Annotated in this window: 23 protein-coding genes and 1 tRNA gene; 12 read left to right on the top strand and 12 right to left on the bottom strand. The window is 68.6% G+C overall.

All coding sequences use genetic code 11. The features are described from left to right. The first annotated feature begins 10 nt into the window (after positions 1–10). Positions 11–973, top strand: coding sequence for a hypothetical protein (locus ACIA49_RS21180; protein WP_396378901.1), 963 nt, complete (start codon positions 11–13; stop codon positions 971–973). A gap of 112 nt (positions 974–1085) precedes the next feature. Here the strand turns inward: ACIA49_RS21180 and upp are convergent, their stop codons facing one another. Further along, a complete protein-coding gene (gene upp, locus ACIA49_RS21175; RefSeq protein ID WP_396378900.1) occupies positions 1086–1727 on the bottom strand; it encodes a uracil phosphoribosyltransferase in 642 nt (213 codons plus the stop codon). Positions 1728–1831: 104 nt separating this feature from the next. On the opposite strand from upp, the gene ACIA49_RS21170 reads away from it, so the two are divergent. The 5 genes from ACIA49_RS21170 to ACIA49_RS21150 all read left to right on the top strand — a co-directional run bounded on the left by ACIA49_RS21170 (position 1832) and on the right by ACIA49_RS21150 (position 4775). Continuing rightward, positions 1832–2029, top strand: a complete 198-nt coding sequence (locus tag ACIA49_RS21170; RefSeq protein WP_396378899.1) for a hypothetical protein — start codon at positions 1832–1834, stop codon at positions 2027–2029. Between the two features lie 71 nt (positions 2030–2100). Continuing rightward, the gene (locus ACIA49_RS21165; RefSeq protein ID WP_396378898.1) at positions 2101–2598 is read left to right on the top strand and encodes a tRNA adenosine deaminase-associated protein; all 498 of its coding nucleotides are present in this window, start codon (positions 2101–2103) and stop codon (positions 2596–2598) included. Between the two features lie 31 nt (positions 2599–2629). Further along, positions 2630–3058, top strand: a complete 429-nt coding sequence (locus ACIA49_RS21160) for a nucleoside deaminase (RefSeq protein ID WP_391547416.1) — start codon at positions 2630–2632, stop codon at positions 3056–3058. Between the two features lie 13 nt (positions 3059–3071). After that, positions 3072–3162 (top strand) — tRNA-Ser (locus ACIA49_RS21155). Between the two features lie 101 nt (positions 3163–3263). Beyond that, entirely contained in the window at positions 3264–4775 is a 1512-nt protein-coding gene (locus tag ACIA49_RS21150; RefSeq protein ID WP_396378897.1) for a potassium/proton antiporter, read from the top strand. A 79-nt stretch (positions 4776–4854) separates the two neighbouring features. Here ACIA49_RS21150 and ACIA49_RS21145 read toward each other — a convergent pair whose 3' ends face one another. Continuing rightward, a complete protein-coding gene (locus ACIA49_RS21145; protein WP_396378896.1) occupies positions 4855–5418 on the bottom strand; it encodes a LytR C-terminal domain-containing protein in 564 nt (187 codons plus the stop codon). 5 nt (positions 5419–5423) lie between these two features. Continuing rightward, positions 5424–5717, bottom strand: coding sequence for a type II toxin-antitoxin system VapB family antitoxin (locus ACIA49_RS21140; protein ID WP_132409342.1), 294 nt, complete (start codon positions 5715–5717; stop codon positions 5424–5426). 183 nt (positions 5718–5900) lie between these two features. Here ACIA49_RS21140 and ACIA49_RS21135 point away from each other — a divergent pair, with 183 nt between their 5' ends. The 3 genes from ACIA49_RS21135 (at position 5901) to ACIA49_RS21125 (ending at position 9606) form a co-directional block, all read left to right on the top strand. Continuing rightward, positions 5901–7451 carry a helicase HerA-like domain-containing protein gene (locus ACIA49_RS21135; RefSeq protein ID WP_396378895.1) on the top strand — a complete coding sequence of 517 codons (1551 nt, stop codon included), beginning with the start codon at positions 5901–5903 and terminating at the stop codon, positions 7449–7451. 251 nt (positions 7452–7702) lie between these two features. Continuing rightward, on the top strand, positions 7703–9028 hold the full coding sequence (locus tag ACIA49_RS21130) for a diguanylate cyclase (protein WP_396378894.1): 1326 nt from the start codon (positions 7703–7705) through the stop codon (positions 9026–9028). 65 nt (positions 9029–9093) lie between these two features. Continuing rightward, positions 9094–9606 (top strand): SigE family RNA polymerase sigma factor, encoded by a 513-nt coding sequence (locus ACIA49_RS21125; protein ID WP_396378893.1) that lies wholly within the window; start codon positions 9094–9096, stop codon positions 9604–9606. A gap of 169 nt (positions 9607–9775) precedes the next feature. Here ACIA49_RS21125 and ACIA49_RS21120 read toward each other — a convergent pair whose 3' ends face one another. Further along, entirely contained in the window at positions 9776–10564 is a 789-nt protein-coding gene (locus tag ACIA49_RS21120; RefSeq protein WP_396378892.1) for a hypothetical protein, read from the bottom strand. A gap of 27 nt (positions 10565–10591) precedes the next feature. After that, positions 10592–11665: a hypothetical protein gene (locus ACIA49_RS21115; RefSeq protein WP_396378891.1), complete on the bottom strand. Its 1074-nt coding sequence runs from the start codon at positions 11663–11665 to the stop codon at positions 10592–10594. A gap of 173 nt (positions 11666–11838) precedes the next feature. Here ACIA49_RS21115 and ACIA49_RS21110 point away from each other — a divergent pair, with 173 nt between their 5' ends. Together ACIA49_RS21110 and ACIA49_RS21105 are read left to right on the top strand one after the other, a co-directional pair. After that, complete coding sequence (locus tag ACIA49_RS21110; protein WP_396378890.1) at positions 11839–12354, top strand: SigE family RNA polymerase sigma factor; 516 nt, start codon at positions 11839–11841, stop codon at positions 12352–12354. After that, positions 12354–13337, top strand: a complete 984-nt coding sequence (locus ACIA49_RS21105) for a hypothetical protein (protein ID WP_396378889.1) — start codon at positions 12354–12356, stop codon at positions 13335–13337. The genes ACIA49_RS21110 and ACIA49_RS21105 overlap by 1 nt, the downstream gene beginning before the upstream one ends. A 144-nt stretch (positions 13338–13481) precedes the next feature. Here the strand turns inward: ACIA49_RS21105 and ACIA49_RS21100 are convergent, their stop codons facing one another. Continuing rightward, positions 13482–13988, bottom strand: coding sequence for a DinB family protein (locus ACIA49_RS21100; RefSeq protein WP_396378888.1), 507 nt, complete (start codon positions 13986–13988; stop codon positions 13482–13484). Further along, positions 13985–14767, bottom strand: a complete 783-nt coding sequence (locus ACIA49_RS21095) for a helix-turn-helix domain-containing protein (protein ID WP_396378887.1) — start codon at positions 14765–14767, stop codon at positions 13985–13987. The genes ACIA49_RS21100 and ACIA49_RS21095 overlap by 4 nt, the downstream gene beginning before the upstream one ends. A 109-nt stretch (positions 14768–14876) precedes the next feature. On the opposite strand from ACIA49_RS21095, the gene ACIA49_RS21090 reads away from it, so the two are divergent. Further along, positions 14877–15239 (top strand): nuclear transport factor 2 family protein, encoded by a 363-nt coding sequence (locus ACIA49_RS21090; RefSeq protein WP_396378886.1) that lies wholly within the window; start codon positions 14877–14879, stop codon positions 15237–15239. A 127-nt stretch (positions 15240–15366) separates the two neighbouring features. On the opposite strand, the gene ACIA49_RS21085 is transcribed toward ACIA49_RS21090, so the two are convergent. The 5 genes from ACIA49_RS21085 to ACIA49_RS21065 all read right to left on the bottom strand — a co-directional run bounded on the left by ACIA49_RS21085 (position 15367) and on the right by ACIA49_RS21065 (position 18634). After that, positions 15367–15705, bottom strand: a complete 339-nt coding sequence (locus ACIA49_RS21085) for a hypothetical protein (protein ID WP_396378885.1) — start codon at positions 15703–15705, stop codon at positions 15367–15369. 119 nt (positions 15706–15824) lie between these two features. Further along, the gene (locus ACIA49_RS21080; protein WP_396378884.1) at positions 15825–16187 is read right to left on the bottom strand and encodes a hypothetical protein; all 363 of its coding nucleotides are present in this window, start codon (positions 16185–16187) and stop codon (positions 15825–15827) included. A gap of 435 nt (positions 16188–16622) precedes the next feature. Continuing rightward, a complete protein-coding gene (locus ACIA49_RS21075; RefSeq protein WP_396378883.1) occupies positions 16623–16937 on the bottom strand; it encodes a hypothetical protein in 315 nt (104 codons plus the stop codon). Further along, positions 16934–17128 carry a hypothetical protein gene (locus tag ACIA49_RS21070; RefSeq protein WP_391547433.1) on the bottom strand — a complete coding sequence of 65 codons (195 nt, stop codon included), beginning with the start codon at positions 17126–17128 and terminating at the stop codon, positions 16934–16936. The genes ACIA49_RS21075 and ACIA49_RS21070 overlap by 4 nt, the downstream gene beginning before the upstream one ends. Positions 17129–17431: 303 nt before the next feature. Beyond that, complete coding sequence (locus ACIA49_RS21065) at positions 17432–18634, bottom strand: MFS transporter (protein WP_396378882.1); 1203 nt, start codon at positions 18632–18634, stop codon at positions 17432–17434. Positions 18635–18646: the final 12 nt, after the last annotated feature.

The following is an 18646-nucleotide window of genomic DNA, read 5'->3' as shown; positions in this document are numbered from 1 at the left end:
ATCGTTCGGTATGGACAATATTTCCCGCCGTGGACTGCTCACGGGTGCCGCCGGTCTGCTGGCCGCCGGCTCCCTGGGCGTTTCCACCGCCTCCGCCCGGAGCCTTGACCTGCCCGCCTCCAAGCGCTTCAAGATGAGCGCGACGACCAACGAGTTCTTCCGCAGCAAGCCGTTGTGGGGACCGACGGTGATGCAGTCGTTCGCCTTCGACACCCCGAACAACCGGCTGTTCACCGGCCAGCTGCGATCCGGTACGCCCGCGAACAGCGGTGATCTGACGCTCAGCCAGCTGAACTTCTCCGGCACCGTGCTCGGCCACATGTACCTGAGCGGCTTCGGCCACGCGGTATCGATCGGCGCCGAGGCGTCCGGTACGACGTCGTACATCTGGACCGAGACCGACGTGGACACCGCGAACGGGCGCGGCCGGCAGATCACGCGGTTCCCGTGGAAGGACGGGCAGACGCTGACGCCGGCCTCGGTGACCAAGTGGAAGCCGGTGTCGGGCGGGACCGTCTACACGCCCGCAGTCGACCAGCGGTTCAATCAGTTGGGGGTGCGCCACTCACTGTCGGACGGCATGCACATCAACGTGTACTCGTTGGCCGCCGCACGTACTGGCGACTTCTCCAAGGTGCTGGCGACCTTCAAGCAGCCGGCGCTGACCCCTGGCGTCGACTTCCAGGGCTGGGCCCTGTACGGCGCCTATGCGTACTTCTGGGAGGGGGAGGCGTACCCGGGAGAGCCGGACGAGACCAAGGCGAACTCGAAGCTCTGGTGCTACGACATCAACGCCGGTCAGCTGGTCGACTCGTTCCTGACCCTGGCCGGGAAGAGCCTCACCTACCGCGAGGCCGAAGGTATGGCCGTCTACGGCTCCACCGACGGCACCGCACGCCTCTACTTCGGCTTCGCCTCCGGCGTAGCCGGCGACCGCCGGGCCAACCTCTTCTACCGCAACACTCTCGTCTGATCGCCAGCGTCCGAAAACACGCCGACCACGTATGCGGTTCCTTCGGACGCTAGCTGGGGGACGTGGATAGCGTCCGAAAGATCGCCGACCACGTCAGCGCGTCTTTCGGACGTTATTGGGCGACGCCGTACAGGCGGTCACCGGCGTCGCCCAGGCCGGGGACGATGTAGCCCTTCTCGTTGAGGTGGGAGTCCATCGCGGCGACGACCAGGTTGCAGGGGATGTTGAGGTGGGTGAGCTCGCGCTCGATGCGCTCGACGCCCTCGGGGGCCGCGAGCAGGCAGATGGCGGTGATGTGGTCGGCGCCGCGGTCGACCAGGAACTGGATCGCCGCGGCCAGCGTGCCGCCGGTGGCGAGCATCGGGTCCAGGACGTAGCACTGGCGACCGGACAGGTCTTCCGGGAGGCGCTCGGCGTACGTCGAGGCGTCCAGGGTCTCCTCGTTGCGGATCATGCCGAGGAAACCGACCTCGGCGGTCGGCAGCAGCCGCGTCATCCCCTCGAGCATGCCCAGGCCGGCCCGCAGGATCGGTACGACGAGCGGCTTCGGCGAGGTCAGCTTCACGCCGTCGGCCTCGGCGACCGGGGTCTGCACGGTGGTCGGGCCGGTGCGCACGTCGCGGGTCGCCTCGTAGGCGAGCAGCGTCACGAGCTCCTCGGTCAGCCGCCGGAACGTGGGCGAGTCCGTGGCCTCGTCCCGCAGCGTGGTGAGCTTGTGGGCGACGAGCGGGTGGTCCACGACGAGGATCTGCATAACCCGGAACGCTACCGTCGGCGATTCCTCCCGCGAAACTTCTCGGCCCCGTAGCATCGGAAGTGCATTGGTTTGTGCCCTGCCTTCGCCCCAGGGGAGTGCCGATGACTGCTGAGAACGTGCCCGACCAGCCCCGGCCCCGGTTGGTGGTGCCGCGCCGCGATCTGGACCGGCTGCACCGGCGGGCCGAGTTCCTGCGTGAACTCGAGGAGGCGAAGGCGCTGCGGGACCGGATCGCCCCGCGCCGCGCCCGGGTTCGCCGGCTCCGCGAGGCGATGCGGAGAGCGACGTACCACCACTGAGTATCGCCGCCGAAACGTAATCGTGATGGCCTGGTCGTCCGGGTGTTCCGGGACTCTGTCACCATGACCCTGTGTCCGATGCCACAGTGGGACCGCTCGTGACCGACCTCGACTTCGCCGTCGCGGCTTACACCGAGGACGAGGTCTGGACCGTCACCCCGTTGGTACTGCGCGGGGAACCCGACCTGGCCGCGGTGGTGTCCGGGCTGCGCCGGTACCCCGGTGAGGCCGGCGTACTGGGGATGATCTCGGTCGACGAGGACTTCTTCATCCTGATCCGGCTGGACGGAGGCCGGGCGCGGTTCCTGATCTCCGACGTGACCGCGGCGACCGAGTGGCCGCTGGCCAAGCAGGTCGTCGACGAGCTGGACATCCCGCTGGCCGATGACGACGACGAGCAGGTCCCGGCCGGCGACCTGACGATCGTCGCGGACCTCGGGATGAGCGCGATGGATCTCGGGGCGCTGTGCGACGACGTCGACCTGCTGCCCGAGGAGATGCTCGAGGAAGTCGCCGACGTGCTCGGGTTCGGCAACGAGTTCCACGAGGCGATCGAAGCTCTTGGTTAGCCCGGCACTGCAGCGCGAGTGGTCCCGGCTGATGGCGGTCGCCCTGGACGAGGCCGAGCTCGCGCTGCCCGACGTACCGATCGGTGCGATCGTGGTCGACCCGGACGGCGTCGTGATCGGCCGCGGGCACAACGAGCGCGAGACGACCGGCGACCCGACCGCACACGCCGAGGTCCTGGCGCTGCGCGCGGCCGCCCGGCATGTGGGCGAATGGCGGTTGACCGGCTGCACGCTGGTGGTCACGCTCGAGCCGTGCACGATGTGCGCGGGGGCGATCGTGCTGTCCCGGATCGAGCGGCTCATCTTCGCCGCGTACGACGAGAAGGCGGGTGCCGTCGGCTCGTTGTGGGACGTCGTACGGGATCGTCGGCTGAACCATCGGCCCGAGGTGTTCGGGGGCGTGATGGCCGATGAGGCCGGTGCGCGGCTGCGCGATTTCTTTTCCGGGCACAGGTCTTGATAGCCTCTGCGGCGGTGGCGTGTCCGAGCGGCCGAAGGAGCGCGCCTCGAAAGCGCGTGACGGGTACCCCCCGTCCGAGGGTTCAAATCCCTCCGCCACCGCCAACCACTCTCCGGAGTGGACGAAGGACCGAAGACCCTGGCGCCGTGTGATGCGTCAGGGCCTTCGTATCTCGGGACCTGATTGAGCGAGAGGCCCCAACATCGTGAACGTGGCAGAGCTCGACCAGATCCTGTTGGCCGGAGCCGTGGTGCTACTGGTCGCGGTGGTGGCTGTCCGGCTCTCCGGCCGGCTGGGTCTGCCGTCGCTGCTCATCTACCTCGGGATGGGCCTGCTGCTCGGCGAGTCCGGGCCGGGGCACATTCATTTCGAGGACGCGCAGATCGCGCATGCGCTCGGGTTCGCGGCGCTGGTGATCATCCTCACCGAGGGCGGTCTGACCACCCGCTGGAACGAAGTCCGGCCGGTGATGCCGCTCGGGCTCGTGCTGGCCACGGTCGGCGTGGCGATCAGCGTCGGGGTCGTGGCCTGCATCGCGCACTTCATCCTCGGGCTGGACTGGCAGATCGCCGTACTGATCGGGGCGGTGACGTCGCCGACCGATGCGGCCGCTGTCTTCTCGGTACTGCGTCGTGTGCCGATCAGACCGCGGTTGCGGGGTGCACTGGAGGCGGAGTCCGGTCTGAACGACGCTCCGACCGTCCTGCTCGTGACTCTGGTCAGCACGGGTGCCACGAGTGAGCACGGCTGGCCGTACTTCGCCGGGCTGGTGCTCTACGAGTTGGTGGTCGGCGCGCTGTTCGGGTTCGTGATCGGCTGGATCAGCGTCGGTCTGATCCGCCGGGTCGCTCTTGGCTCGGCCGGTCTGTACCCGCTCGCGGTGGTTTCGCTCGCGATCATCTCGTACGCCGGAGGCACCGTCCTGCTCCACGTCTCGGGGTTCGCCGCCGTCTACGTGACCTCACTCGTCCTCGGGAGGGCCGAGCTCCCACACCGGATGGCGACCCGCTCGTTCGTCGACGGGCTGGCGTGGCTGGCGCAGATCGGCCTGTTCGTGATGCTCGGTCTGCTCGCCTCACCCGGCCGGATCAGCCTGAACGACGTACTGATCGCGCTCGTGATCGGGATCGCCGTGACGATCGTCGGGCGGCTGCTCGCGGTCGTCGTGTCGGCGACGCCGTTCAAGCTGCCCTGGCAGGAACAGGCGTTCATCTCCTGGGCGGGGCTGCGGGGCGCCGTACCGATCGTCCTGGCCACCATCCCGCTCGCCGAACAGGTCCCTCAGGCCACCAGGATCTTCGACATCGTCTTCGTCCTGGTCCTGCTCTTCACGCTGCTCCAAGGCCCGTCCCTGCCCTGGCTCGCCCGCAAACTCGGCGTCCTCGACGAGAACGCGGCCATCGAGGTCGAGATCGACGTCGCCCCACTGGAATCCCTCGGTGCCGACATGCTGCAGGTCCACGTCCCCAGCGAATCCCGCCTCGCCGGCGTCGAGGTCGGCGAACTCCGCCTCCCCGCCGGCGTCTCCGTCTCCCTGATCATCCGCGACGACAAAACCTTCGTCCCCGAACGCCGTACCGTCCTCCGCGCCCGCGACTCCCTCCTCGTCGTCACCCCCAGCCCCCTCCGCGACCAGACCGCCCGCCGCCTCCGCGCCATCTCCCGAGCCGGCCGCCTGGCCGGCTGGTTCGGCGAACGAGGCCGCGAAAACCACTGAGCCCGGCACTGGCTTCGCTCGCCACCCAGGGTGGCTTCGGTCGGCGAGCGTGATGGACCCGGGGTGAGGCGGGTCGCGATCAGTTGGGGTTCTGGCCCTTGGGGATGGGTTGGGGGGTGTAGATGGTGGGGAGGCAGACTTCGCTGCCGGCGGGGACGGCTACGGAGGCCAGGCCCTTGGCGTTGAGCTTGGTGTATTTGGTGCCGACGACGAGGTCGACGGTGTGGCTGTCGCGGCCGTCGGCGACGGGGACGGGCTTCTGGGCGGTCTGGCCGGCGACGAGTTGGAGCTCGGGGGAGTCGGCGGCGAAGCCGCGGACCTCGAGGACGTCGACCTTGTTGCCGTTGGGCTCGTTGGCGACCTTGGCCACGTTGAAGCCGCGCTTGCGCAGGACCTCGGCGACGGCTGCGGCCGTGCCGGCCTTGGCGCCGCCGTTGTAGACGTTGACCGAGACCTGCTTGGGCACCAGGCGGTTGTTCGGCAGCTGCTGCTCGACACAGGTCGGGCCGGCGCTGCTGTTGATCAGCGAGTTCCAGCCCCACCAGCCGCCGCCGACCAGGATCATCAGCAGGACGACCATGGTGATCGGGGTGCGCCAGTGGATCCGCAGCTGCGGACGGGGCTGTGGGTAGAGGGCGGTCATCGTGATCAGTCCACGACCAGGACCCGGGCGTGCAGAACCAGCCGCTGCTGCAGTGCCGCTCGCAGCGCGCGGTGCAAACCGTCCTCGAGGAACATCTCACCCCTCCATTCGACGACGTGGGCGAACAGGTCGCCGTAGAACGTCGAGTCCTCGTCGAGCAGTGCATTGAGGTCGAGCGTGCCCTTGGTCGTCACCAACTGATCCAGCCGCACCTGCCGTGGTGGCAGCGACGACCAGTCCTTCGGCTTGAGCCCGTGCTCCGGGTACGGCCTTTCCTCCCCGACACGCTTGAAGATCACCCCCCGGAGTCTAGCGGTGTCAGAGGTCTCGTGAGAGGTCATAAACCTCACCGGAACAGTCCGGAACCAAGACTCAACCTTTTGGATGAGAAACACGTCATACCCAGGTTGTAGATCTTCAGGTAATAGGCTGCCCACCGGGCGCGGGTGCGCCTTCCGTCTACCGGGGAAAGGCACGCTGACATGGCCGAGACAGGCGACGTCGTGGAGACCGTCAAGCAGGGGTACGCGTTCGAGGGGGCGGCGATCGAGCTCGGCGCGCTGCTGGTGGACGGCGAGCCGAAACCGGAGGCGGCGGTCCGGATCCCGTTGTCGATGGTGAACCGGCACGGTCTGGTGGCCGGGGCGACCGGTACCGGTAAGACGAAGACGCTGCAGTTGATGGCCGAGCAGCTGTCCGCGGCCGGGGTCGCGGTGTTCGCCGCGGACATCAAGGGCGACCTTTCCGGGATCTCGCAGCCGGGTGAGAGCAGCGACAAGCTGCTGGCCCGGACCAAGACGATCGGTCAGGAGTGGACCGCGACCGGCTTCCCGACCGAGTTCTACGCGCTCGGCGGCCAGGGCACCGGGATCCCGATCCGGGCCACGGTGACGTCGTTCGGGCCGGTGCTGCTGTCGAAGGTGCTCGGGCTGAACGACGTCCAGGAGTCGTCACTCGGGCTGATCTTCCACTACGCCGACAAGCAGGGGCTGACGCTGCTCGACCTGAAGGACCTGCGCGCGGTCATCACGCACCTGGCCAGCGACGAGGGCAAGGCCGACCTGAAGGACCTCGGCGGGCTGTCCGCGGCGACCGCGGGTGTGATCCTGCGGGCGCTGATCGGGTTCGCCGACCAGGGCGCCGAGGCGTTCTTCGGGGAGCCGGAGTTCGACACCGCCGACCTGCTGGCGCAGCGCGACGGCAAGGGCCTGATCTCGCTCCTCGAGCTGCCGAACCTGCAGGACCGGCCGGCCCTGTTCTCCACCTTCCTGATGTGGTTGCTGGCCGACCTGTTCCACGACCTGCCCGAGGTCGGCGACGCGGACAAGCCGAAGCTGGTCTTCTTCTTCGACGAGGCGCACCTGCTGTTCAACGACGCATCGAAGGCGTTCCTGGACTCGATCGCGCAGACCGTCCGGCTGATCCGGTCGAAGGGTGTCGGCGTCTTCTTCGTGACCCAGACCCCGAAGGACGTGCCGGACGACGTCCTCGCCCAGCTCGGTTCGCGGGTCCAGCACCAGCTGCGGGCGCACACCCCGAACGACGCCAAGGCGCTGAAGGCGACCGTGTCGACCTTCCCGAACTCGTCGTACGACCTCGGTGAGGTGCTGACCCAGCTCGGGATCGGCGAGGCGATCGTGACCGTGATGAACGAGAAGGGCGCGCCGACCCCGGTCGCCTGGACCCGGCTGCGGGCGCCGCTGTCGCTGATGGCACCGGCCGCCGCGGACCAGATGACCGCCGCGGTGCAGGGTTCGCCGAACAACGCCAAGTACTCGCAGGTGCTCGACCGGGAGTCGGCGTACGAGATCCTCGCCAAGAAGGTGCAGGCCGGGGCCGAGCAGGCCCAGGCCGAGGAGCAGGCCAAGCAGCAGCAACAGCAGGAGCAGCCCACCTCGCACGGCCGGGCGCCGAAGCCGGAGAAGTCGATGGTCGAGCAGGTCATCGGTTCGTCGGCGTTCAAGCAGTTCGCGCGGACCGCGGGCCGGGAGATCGTCCGCGGCCTGTTCGGTGCCGCTCGTCGCCGCAAGTAATCACTCCAGGGCTAGGAGCCGGGTCCGCTGAGCGGACCCGGCCGCCGATCCTCCGGCCCTGGACCCGCTGGTCCGGAAACCTTTTCGAGACCAAGCGGTCCGCCAAAAACCGAACGATATAAAGGTTTTTGCCGTTTGATGATTGATCAAACGACTGAATCCGACGGGATTGAGTTTCGTTTCCACATTGTCACCGGAGCCGCTCCGTCGCGGATTGGGACCAGACGCCTACTCGTCGTACCGTGGGGGTAATGGTTGCGCAGAGTAGGCGATCGGTACGGAAATGGGCGCTCTGGACCCTGACGGTCCCGGCGTTCCTGATCGTCGTGCTCGTCGACTTCGCAGCCCTCGGGTACGGCGTCCAGTCGTTCACCGACTTACCGAGCTGGCACGGGATCGACCTGGTGGCCGCGCTGACCGTCTCGGCCCTGATCGCGGTCGAGGGCGCTCGCCGGGTGGAGAACCGGCGCCGCCGTGGCGGTGCGCTGCACAAGGACCTCGCCCCGGCCTGGATGATCGCGGCCGCGATCATCCTGCATCCGGCGCTGGCGATCCTGGTCGTCGTGCTGCTGCGGATCTGGTGGCGGATCCGGGCCGGCAAGTGCATCCCGTACCGGTGGGCCTTCTCGACGTCGGTGCACGTGCTCGCCGTCGGCGCCGCGCACGCCGCCTTCGGCTTCGCGCGCGACCTGTTCGGCGGGAGCGAGCTCGCGCTGGTGGCCTCGATGGCAGCCGCCGCGGTCACCTTCGTCGCGACCGACGCGGTGCTGTGCGGCCTGGCCATCTCCCTGATCATCCCGGGCAGCAGCCGCCAGGAGGCGGTCGGCGGGATCGACGACCTGTGTATCGACGCGACGGCCGCGATGTTCGGCTGTCTGCTCGCCGGGGCGTGCCTGATCAGCCCGTGGTTCGCGTTCGTGGCGATCCCGATCACGCTGACCGCGCAGCGCGCGCTGCTGCTCGGCCAGCTGGAGTCCGAGGCACAGACCGATCCGAAGACCAGTCTGACCCGGGTCGACTTCTGGCGCCGGCAGACCGAGGAGATGCTGCGCCGGACGCGGACCCAGCGCGAGCAGATGGCCGTGCTGCTGATCGACATCGACCACTTCAAGCAGGTCAACGACCGGCACGGGCACCTGGTCGGCGACGAGGCGCTGCGTGCGGTCGCGACGATCCTGCGCAGTGCGATCCGGGCCAAGGACGTGATCGGCCGGTTCGGCGGCGAGGAGTTCGTGATCGCGCTGCCCGACACCGGGATCGACGAGGCCACGGTGACGGCCGACCGGCTGCGCAACGCGGTCGCCGGCAGTCCGCTGGCCGCGATGTGCGCCGGGGTTCTCGACTGCCCGGACCTGGATCCGGACACCTTCCACCTGACTGTGTCGATCGGCGTCTCGGTCTACCCGGCCGACGGGATCACGGTCGACGACCTGTTGCTTCGCGCCGACCGCGCCATGTACGCGGCCAAGGCAGCCGGCCGCAACCGGGTCCGCGTGGCCGGCGATCTGTCGGCGTTCACCGCGCCGCCCGCCCGCCCGGTCACCAGCGGCGCCGCGGCTCCCACCGATCTTTCTTGATCCTCCGCAGAACCTTTCGCGGGGCCACCGCGTCCTCAGGAGTGACCACTGTGGACGGAGAACGAATGAGTCGTGACGACGACTTCACGGCGTTTGTGCTGGCCAGGTCCGGTCGGTTGGTGCACTTCGCCCGGATGCTGTGCGGCGACGCCGGCCTGGCCGAGGATCTGGTGCAGGGTGCGCTGGAGAAGGCCTACCTGCGCTGGGACCGGATCGAGATGGCCGATCCGTTCGCGTATGTGCGGCAGTCGGTGGTCAACCAGCATCTTTCCTGGGTACGGCGTCGCCCGTGGCGCGAGCGTCCGAGCGGAGCCGCGGCCGAGCTGGACCTGCTGACCCTCGACACTCCCGTCGCCGACCAGGCCGGGGCGGTCGACCGCCGGGTGACGGTCGGGGCCGCGCTGGCGACCCTGAGCCGACGGGAGCGGGCGATCGTCGTACTGCGGTATGTCGAAGACCTGACTGAGCGGGAGACCGCCGCCGTGCTCGGGATCGCGCTCGGCACCGTGAAGAGCGCCAACGCCCGGGCCCTGGACAAGCTGCGCGCCGCGCCGGAACTGAGTGAGGTGACGCGATGAACACCGAGGACGAGCTGCGCACTGCGCTGGCCCCGGACGGCAGCATCGAACCGCTGGACCCGACGCGAGTGATCGCCGGAGCACGGCGGCGCCGCAAGGTCCGCGGCCTGGCTGCTGGGGCCGCTTCCGTGGCGGTGGTAGCCGTGGCTGCGGCGGGGTTCGTGCTCGGTCAGGGCACTGGCGAGGCGCCGCAACCCGCGGGACCGGGGCCGGTGGTCACGCCCACCCCGAAGCCGTCGCCGACTCCGAGTGAGCTGCCGAGCAGGGCGACACCAACCGTCAAGCAGACGGGGCCGACGCCGCCGGGGGTGGCGACGCCGAGCCGGAAACCGAGCGACTCCACCGGTACGCCGCCGTCGAGTCCGCAGACCCCGCCCGCCAACACGCCGAGTAAGGCGCCCGACGTGCCGACTCCTAGCTGAGCAGAACCTTTTCGCCACCAGGCCGCGTCCTTCAGTCCGACCGAACGACGAATTGGTGGCGGAGGGCAACAAATGGATGAAGTAGGCCGGAAGCGGCGGACGACCCGGATCGTGCTCGGCGGCATCGGGGCCGCCGCGGTTGTGCTGGTCGCCGTAGGCGGTACAGCGATGGCGCGCAGCGGCGGTGCGGACGGTGGCCCCACGCCGGTGCCGACCGTGACGCCCAGCCAGAAGCCGAGTGATGCGCCGAGGCCGCCGACGGCGATGCCCAGCCAGAAGCCGAGTGATGCCTCAAGGCCGCCGACGGCAACACCGAGCCAGAAGCCCAGTGATGCGCCGAGGCCGCCGACGGCAACACCGAGCCAGAAGCCCAGCGATGAGCCGACGGCGACGCCGAGCAGGGTTCCGAGCAATCCGCCGAGGCCGCCGGTAGCGACGCCGAGCCAGAAGCCGAGTGACGCCCCTAGGCCGCCGGCGGCGACGCCGAGCAAGAGGCCGGGGAAGTAGCGCAGGAATCGATGAGGGGCCGTACGCAACGTACGGCCCCTAGCCCTGTCGGTCGTTCAGCAGGCGCCGAAGGTGCCGGCCGAGACCCACGCCTTGGCGACGTACATGCCGGGGTGGACGCGGAGCCAGACGTTGCTGGTGCCCTGCGAACCGGAGACGCTCTGGCCGGTGGTCTGGCACTCGACCGTGACCTGCGCCGACTTGCCGGCCATGCCGACGACCGCTCCCGTGGAGCTCGCCGTACTGCGGAGGTTCAGGTAGCCGGACGTGATCGAGACCGTGCCGCGGCCGCCGTCACCGGTCCACAGGTAGGTGACGTCGACGAATCCGTTGTTGGACATCCCGAGGGCGTCCCAGAAGACGCCGTCGGCGAGGTCGATGCCGGCCGGGTTCGCGACCGTACGGCCGGAGCCGTCCTTCCCGCCGTTGTAGCCATCCTGGTACGCCGCCTGCGCCTCGGGCTTGCCTTGCGGCAGGTCCTTGAAGGTCTCGCGGGTGGCGCTCGGGTTCCAGTAGTCGTCCTTGATGTTCCACGGGCCGACGTCCCACACCGGCTCGAAGGCGCAGCGCGACGCCGTACAGACCTTCACTGAGTAGGTGCCGGAGCCGTTGCTCGCCAGGCCGCGGCGAGAAGGCAGGGCGACGAAGTGGTCGCGACTGACGATCACGTGCCCGTTGGCCGTCGTACCGCCGACCAGGCCTTCGCGGGTGGCGAAGACGTGGGACTTGAGCGGTGCTGCCTGCACAGTCATCCGGCCGGGGGCCACCTGGTCTGTCGGCTGCACGCTGACGTCGGTGATCGATGGCCTGGCACCGCTGAAGATGACCCGCAGCTGCACCTGGTCACTTGCTCCAGGCAACTTGGTCGGTTGACCGGCGGTGGCCGGGGTCCACTCCGACCAGCGGTTGCCGACCCAGGCTCGTACGTCGACATCGGCCGGCGTACTGAGGTGGTAGCCGGCAACGACCGCCGAGGTTGGTGCGGTGAAGTGGATCGGCGCCAGTTCGGTGAGGCCGTCGTACGGGGCAGCGGCCGGTGGTGGAGCGGCCGCGCTGGGCAGCGTGACGGTTGCGAGGGTGAGCACTGTGATGAGACAGGCTGCGAGCTTGGTACTACGAGTGATACGCATGATGCGAGACCTCCGGGGCGGTGAAGTCACTGCATGAGGCATCCAATGTGACAAAGAAACCGCTCTCCTGTACAGCTCGTGAATAAATTTCTTCCAACTAGTTGGTGACGGAACAGAACCTAGCCGGTCACCCAGAGGGTTTGGACGGGTGTGACAGAGGCTGAGGAGATTCGATGACCCGGACCGCGGACGCCGATTTCGAGCGCTTCGTGCAGACCCAGTCAACCCCGCTGCTCCGTTTCGCGGAGATGCTCTGCGGCGATCGGCACACCGCCGAGGACCTGGTGCAGCAGGCGTTGATGAGGTCGTATCCGAAATGGCACCGATTGGACGGCGATCAACTGCGCTATGTCCGCCGGGTGCTGGTCAACCGGTTCCTCACCCAGGCCCGCCGGCACTGGAACAACGAAGTACCCAGTGATCCGGTTGAGAACGATTGGGACCAGCGAGCGGTAGCGGACTTCGCCCAGCAGGTGCAGACCAGAGAGGCCGTGCTCTCGGCCTTGGCCGGTCTGACTGTTCGGGAGAGAGCCGTCGTCGCGCTGCGCTACTCGCAGGATCTCTCCGAGGCCGAGACAGCCGAGCTGCTGGCGATGGCTCCCGGGACCGTCAAGTCGACGGCCTCCCGGGCGCTGGCCAAGTTGCGTCTGGCACCCGACCTGATCGACAGCGTAGTTGGAGGAAACTGATGAGTGACGAGCAGCGCTTGCGCAACGCTCTTTCATACGACGTGGAGCCGTTCACCCCGAACGCGGGTGACCTGATGCGGCGCGGTAAGCGGCTCGCCTGGGTACGGCGTGGACTGGCCGCGGCCGGAGTCACCGCGCTGGCCGGAACCGTGGCCACGGTGTCGGCCGCGGTCGGCGGACCTGCCCCGGTGAAGAACCTGTTCTCCGGTGCACCGAAGCCGCCGGTGGTCGCCGTACCGACCGAGACCCCGAAGCTCCCGACGGTCGACCCGAGCTGCCTTCCGGCCAAGCCGAAGCTCCCCGTGGTGACGGTCTCGGTGCACAAGACGATCGACCCGAACCAGAAGCCGGCCGTCCCGACGACGAAGCCGTCGTTGCCGGGCAAGCCCTCGCTGCCGAAGCCGTCGCTGCCGACGGCCAAGCCGAGCTTCCCGACCACGAAGCCCTCCCTGCCGGGCAAGCCGGGCTTCCCGACCACCAAGCCGTCGCTGCCGCACGGCACGCCGTCCTTCCCGACGACGAAGCCGAGCCTGCCGACGAAGCCGAGCCTGCCGACGACCCAGCCGTCGTTGCCGGGCAAGCCGAACCTGCCGACCACGAAGCCCTCCCTGCCGAAGCCTTCGGTGCCTGCACCGAGCTTGCCTGCCAAGCCCAGCCTCTCGACCGCGAAGCCGTCGCTGCCGGGCACTGTGCCGACCACGGTTCCGGACTGCGTGCACGGCGTACCGACCAACGTTCCGTCGCTGCCCAGCAAGCCGGGCAAGCCGTCGGTGCCCGCTCCGAAGCCGAACGCGCCGAAGCCCGCCGTACCGACCGTCAAGGTCTCCGGCGGCGTGAAGGTCACCGCCGACCCGGGCAAGTACCCGGCCGGCAAGCCGTCGCTCCCGACGACCAAGCCGTCCTTCCCGACCACGAAGCCCAGCGTCCCGACGCCGAGCTTCCCGACCACCTTCCCGACCGGCCACCCCTCCTCAGGCCGGTAGGGACACCGGTCACCGGCGAGCAGGCGGCGGGCGGAACCCCTGCCCGCCGGTGACCACCATTTCCGTCAGGTCCGCGCAGACCTGACGCCACCGAGCGGCCCCGATCCGGCACCCTCCCCCCTGCTGCCGGATCGGGGCCGTTGCCTATTCGCCCACCGCGCCGTCGGTGATCTCCCGTACGACGTCCAGGTGGCCGGCGTGCCGTGCGTACTCCTGGAGCACGTGGAAGAGGATCCAGTTCAGCGTCGGTCGATCGTGGGCATCGAAACGTCCACCGACTGCGCCCAGGGTGGCTGGATCAGCTCCGCTGACCAGTTGACGGGTGATCGCGCCGCCTTCATAGAGGCGCTCGAGCAACCCGTCCAGAGTGTCCCTGGGGGTCAGCATCCACTGCCCTTCAGGATCTCCGCCGGAGTCCGCCCACGGTTCGTCAACCTGCTCGCCGGCAAAGCCCCAGCGCAGCCAACGACGTTCCATGAACACCAAGTGGCGGAGGAGTTCCAGCGGTGACCAGCCGGAAGGCAGTCGACTCGACCGAAGGTCGGCTTCGCTCAGTCCGGTGAGCTTGGCTTCGACGACACCTCGATAGTGGTCGAGCCAGCCGAGCTGGAGCTCGATCGTGTCGGCCTCGGTGCGTGGCGGCTCGGTCATGCCAGCTCCCGGAGTACTTCGGCGGTTGCCTCGTCGGCGGGGTAGAAGGACTCGATCATCAGCTCGGAGACGGTGACGTCGAGTGGGGTGCCGAATGTCGCGATCATTGTCAGCAGCGACAGCTTCTGGCCCTGGTACTCCAGCTCGATCGGTACGACGACCTCGGCCGGCCCGGTGAGTGCCGGCCGATCGTCGGTCGCGTAGCCGCGGAATTCGTCGTACAGGTCCTGGAGTTCGGGGTCGGCGGTGCCGGTGATCTGGCGCTGCAGGTTGAGCAGTGCGGCGGCGCGAACGTCGGCCAGGTTGGTGATCCGGCCGGCCAGCCCGTCCGGGTGCAGGGTCAGGCGGAGTGCGTTGATAGGGGCCTTGAGCAACTTGTCGTCGACGCCCTCGGTGAAGATCCTGATCCCGCTGTTGAACTCGACGATGTTCCACCAGCGGTCGACGACGAGCGCGGGATACGGCTGATGCGCCTCGAGCAGCCGGCGCAGCGTGGTCCGGATCGCCAGCATGGCAGGCGAATGCAGCGAGGACTCGCTGTAGATCGGCGCGTACCCACCGGCCAGCAGGAGCTGGTTGCGATCGCGCAGCGGTACGTCGAGATGCTCGGCCAGCCGCAACACCATCTCCCGGCTCGGTTGCGATCGCCCGGTCTCGACGAAGCTCACGTGTCGCGTCGACACCTCGACCCGGTTCGCGAGATCGAGCTGACTCAGCCGCCGATGCTCGCGCCAGCCGCGCAGCAGTTCGCCGACCGGCCGCTGGAACGTCTCTGTCATACCCCGACCGTAGTCGGCTGCGTAGACAACGCCATTACCTCCGACGTCATCGCCGTACGGCGGACTCCGCGGCAAGGTTCTGGTCATCCGAACCACACAGGAGGAAACGATGACCGCACAGACCCTCGCCGACCAGTACTTCGCGACCTGGAACGAGCCCGCCGCCGACCGCCGGGCCGAACTGATCGCGGCGACCTGGACCGAGGACTCGACCTTCGTCGACCCGAGCTTCGAGACCCACGGCCACGACGAGCTCAACAAACTGATGGGCGCCGCCCAGCACATGTTCCCCGGCCTGACGTTCGTCCGGATCGGCGACATCGACGAGCACCACGAATACCTGCGCTGGGTCTGGCACCTCAAGGCCGAAGGCCAGGAGCCGGTGGCCGGCGGTACCGACCTGGTGCGCGTTGATGCCGCCGGCCGCATCACCCACCTCATCGGCTTCCACGACTTCGCCCCGGCCCACTAGCCACATCCCGTGCCCATGCGCAGGCGGACCGCCATCACCCACCAAGTGCCTCTGATGGCAGTTTTCGGCCTCCGCCTGAGCGTGCCGGACCGGCCGCTGGACAGGTTAGTCGGTGCTGGCGGTCCGCCTACGACAGCACCTTGAGCAGGCGTTCGCAGCGGACGGGGTCCTCGGTGAGGCCGTTGGCCAGGCCCCACAGCCAGTAGTCGACAGCGCGAAAGACCGTCCAGTCGCGGGCCCGGTCCCGGACCAGGCCCGCTTCCTGGACCACGATCTCGAAGTACGGCGGGATCTCGGTCATCTCGTCGAGCTGCATCCACAGCACCCGGCCGAGGTCGTACTCGATGTCACCGCGGTAGAGCAGCGGATCGACCGTCAGCCACGACTCCCGCGCGCCCGCCAGGAGGCCGCCTAGCCACGGGGGCGGCGCACCCGGGCAGGCCCTTAGCCACTCAGCCTCAGCCACAGCTTCCGGGGCTCTGGTTCACAACCAATCGGCCGCAGCGACGAGCACCATCAGCCAACGCCCTCGGCCGCATGGCTGGAGCCGCACCGTCGGCTCGGGTCGGCACGTATGCGGCCGACTCAGTCGGCGCGACCTCTCGCCGCTCCGGCCGTTTGGTAGTGAGTCAGAGCCTGCTTCCGGTGGCTGGGTTGGGCGGCTGGGGTCGGCTGTCGGCCTCGCCGACCGCGGCAGCGTCGTACGGGTCGAGCGGCGACGTGCTTGTCGACCTCGGGGCCGGGCGGGTTCATTCGGAGGACGAACTCGTCGGTGCCACACGTTACCGGGATGACCAGTGCGTTCGAGCCCCAGAAGAGTGGGCCGTCAACCTGGAGACCCCAGGTCGTGCACTGCGAATCCACCAGTCCTGGAAGCGCGTCCAGCCAGGTGGTCCCGTCGCGCCACCAGCGCGGCATCTGCCGGAAGACGTGCGGAACCTCGATCATGCGGCGAGCCTAGGGCCCGGGCTTGGTCGGCGCATCGGGATTCCGAGCTCGGCGGGCGCACCTGGGATGCGCCCGCCGGGGCCGGTCGTTCTCCCGCCCCTCAGTGGGAGAACTCGCGGCTCGGTGAGTCTCACCCATGCCCGAATGACACTGACTGAACCGCGGGACGTCCTAGTGGTACCCCAATCCGGCGCCGAGCACACCTCGACGCACGCGGAACGATCCGAAAACTTGACGTTCATCGAACCTTCGTTCCGGTCCAGGCCAGCGACGAGAGATAGTTGCCCTGGGCAATCGACAAGGCCCCACCGGTAGCAGCCGGTGGGGCCTTGGTGGTCCACTACCGCCCGGGCATTCCCGGTGCAGCTGTGGAGGTGGAGAGCGGAACCGACGCCGATGCAGGGGTCAAGACGTCAGCTCCGCTTGTCTGTGGAGTTATCCCGGGCTCGCCGCCCAGACGTGCGCCTGGTGGAACTCGAGGTGTTGCCGCATTTCAGCCGGGGTGCCGACCGAACCGAGGTGGTGCATAGCCGGTACGACGACCGCCCGCACGTCGGACCGCTTGACCTCCTCGAGCAGTGCGTGGAATGCCGCGGACTCGGCCGTGTCGCGCTCGGTGTAGACCGTGCCGAGGGTGAACCCCTCGGCGCTGGCGAAGGCGGCGAGGGAATCCGTCGCCGCGGCCAGCTCCTCCGCGCAACTCAGCGCGTCGGCCCGCACATATCCGAGCAGCGTCGGCCGGGTGGTCATCGACCCGGCCCTGCCACAGCGTCCGCCGGCACCGGCTCGCTCGTCACCCGGAGGGAGGCGAAGCGCCGCTGCATGGCTTCCTCGTACTGCACTGCCTGCTCCGCTGTGGCGGTGTGGTCCGCGATCGGGTGAGCGCCGAACCAAACCCGCACCCGACGATGCGTGATGGGGGTTTCCAGCGTCTCGGTCATCAGCGGTCCTTCGGCAGTCTCGGTCGGCTCCCCGGACGGCTTTGTCCGGTGCTGAGAAAAGAACACCTCACCGCGGCGTCCGCCGGAACACTTCCGAAGGGACCTTTACAGAGCCTTGACGCAGAGTAGGGAAACCCTACGAACGCGCAGGTCAGAGCGGTCTGGCCGAGTGCTTATCCGCCTGCCGGAATCGTCTGTCAAGAATGTTTGCACGGATTTACCAATAACGATTCGGCCAGCTGCCCGGCTTTTCGAACCAGATGGAAATGTCGCCCTTCCTGCTAACCCTGTGCGCCCATTTGATTACACATGGGGACGCTGGGCGGGCCGGGTGAACGCGGCCGGATGACCCGGTACGGCGATCAGCGTCAGCGCGCCGGCGATGACCGCGAACCCGGCGACGGTGTTGAGCGTTGCCGGCAGACCGATCAGCAGTGTCATGGCCGGTGCGGCGAGAGCGCCGATGATCAGGGCGAGCGAGTCGGCGGCGAAGAACAGGGCGCCGATCCGGGCGAGCATCTCGGGCGGTGCCGTGCGCTGGATGGTGGTCTCGGCGGTGATCAGCAGGATGCTGCCGGGGAGCCCGATCAGGACTGCCGCGCCGATCGCGAGGATGACGTTCGGTGAGTTGACTAGCAGGAAGAAGGCGGCGGAGGTGGCGAGCTGGGTGACGGCCAGGAGTTCGCGAATCCCTAGCCAGGTCTGGGCTTTCGAGCTCAGGGCGGACCCGATCAGATAGCCGGCGCCGAGCCCCGAGATCAGATAGCCGACGGTTGCGCCCGGTGCGTGCAGGCGCTCGACGGTGTAGGGGACGAGCAGTGCGGTCAGGCCGGCGTTCGCGGTCAGGAAGAGCGTTTGGCCGAGCAGGATTCCGCGAAGGGCGCGGTGGCGAACGACGTACCGGATGCCTGGTCGCACGCCGACCGCGGAGGTGGTGGCGATGGTCGCGGGCGGGCGACGTAGCCGGATCGTCGCGATGATTGCCGCGGACAACAGGTAGCTGGCGATGTCGACCACCAGGACTGCGGTCATCCCGCGCCCGGCCAGCAGGAGCGCGCCGAGCGGCGGTGCGACGAGGCGGATCGTGCTGGCGGTGATGGCGCTCAGAGCGTTCGCTTTCGTCAATTCGGCGCCGGTGCCGACGACGGCGGGGACCAGCGCGCGAGCGGCCGGCCGGATCACGGTGGTTGCCGCGTTCTCGACCAGGACGGCCACGTAGATCAGCCAGATCCGCTCCGCGGTGGCGAACAGGAGCGCGGCCACGGCGGCCGCGCTGACCAGATCTGCGATCCAGATCGCGCGGGCCAGATTCCACCGATCCAGCCAGGCGCCCGCCCAGGGCCCGAGCAGGAGCGGCGGAAGGGCTTCGAGGGCGACCGTGAGCCCGGTGGCCGAGGCGGATCCGGTCAGCGCGAACACCTGGACCGGCAGCGCGACCACGAGCAGCCAGGAGCCGATGCTGGAGATCCCGCTGCTGATCCATAGTCTCCGAAAATCGCTGTTCACAAGCCGGGAAGC

This window comes from Kribbella sp. NPDC051587, from assembly GCF_044453945.1.
GTDB lineage: Bacteria > Actinomycetota > Actinomycetes > Propionibacteriales > Kribbellaceae > Kribbella.
The sequence above is the reverse complement of the archived record's forward strand: the minus strand, read 5'-3'. Positions and strand labels throughout refer to the sequence as shown.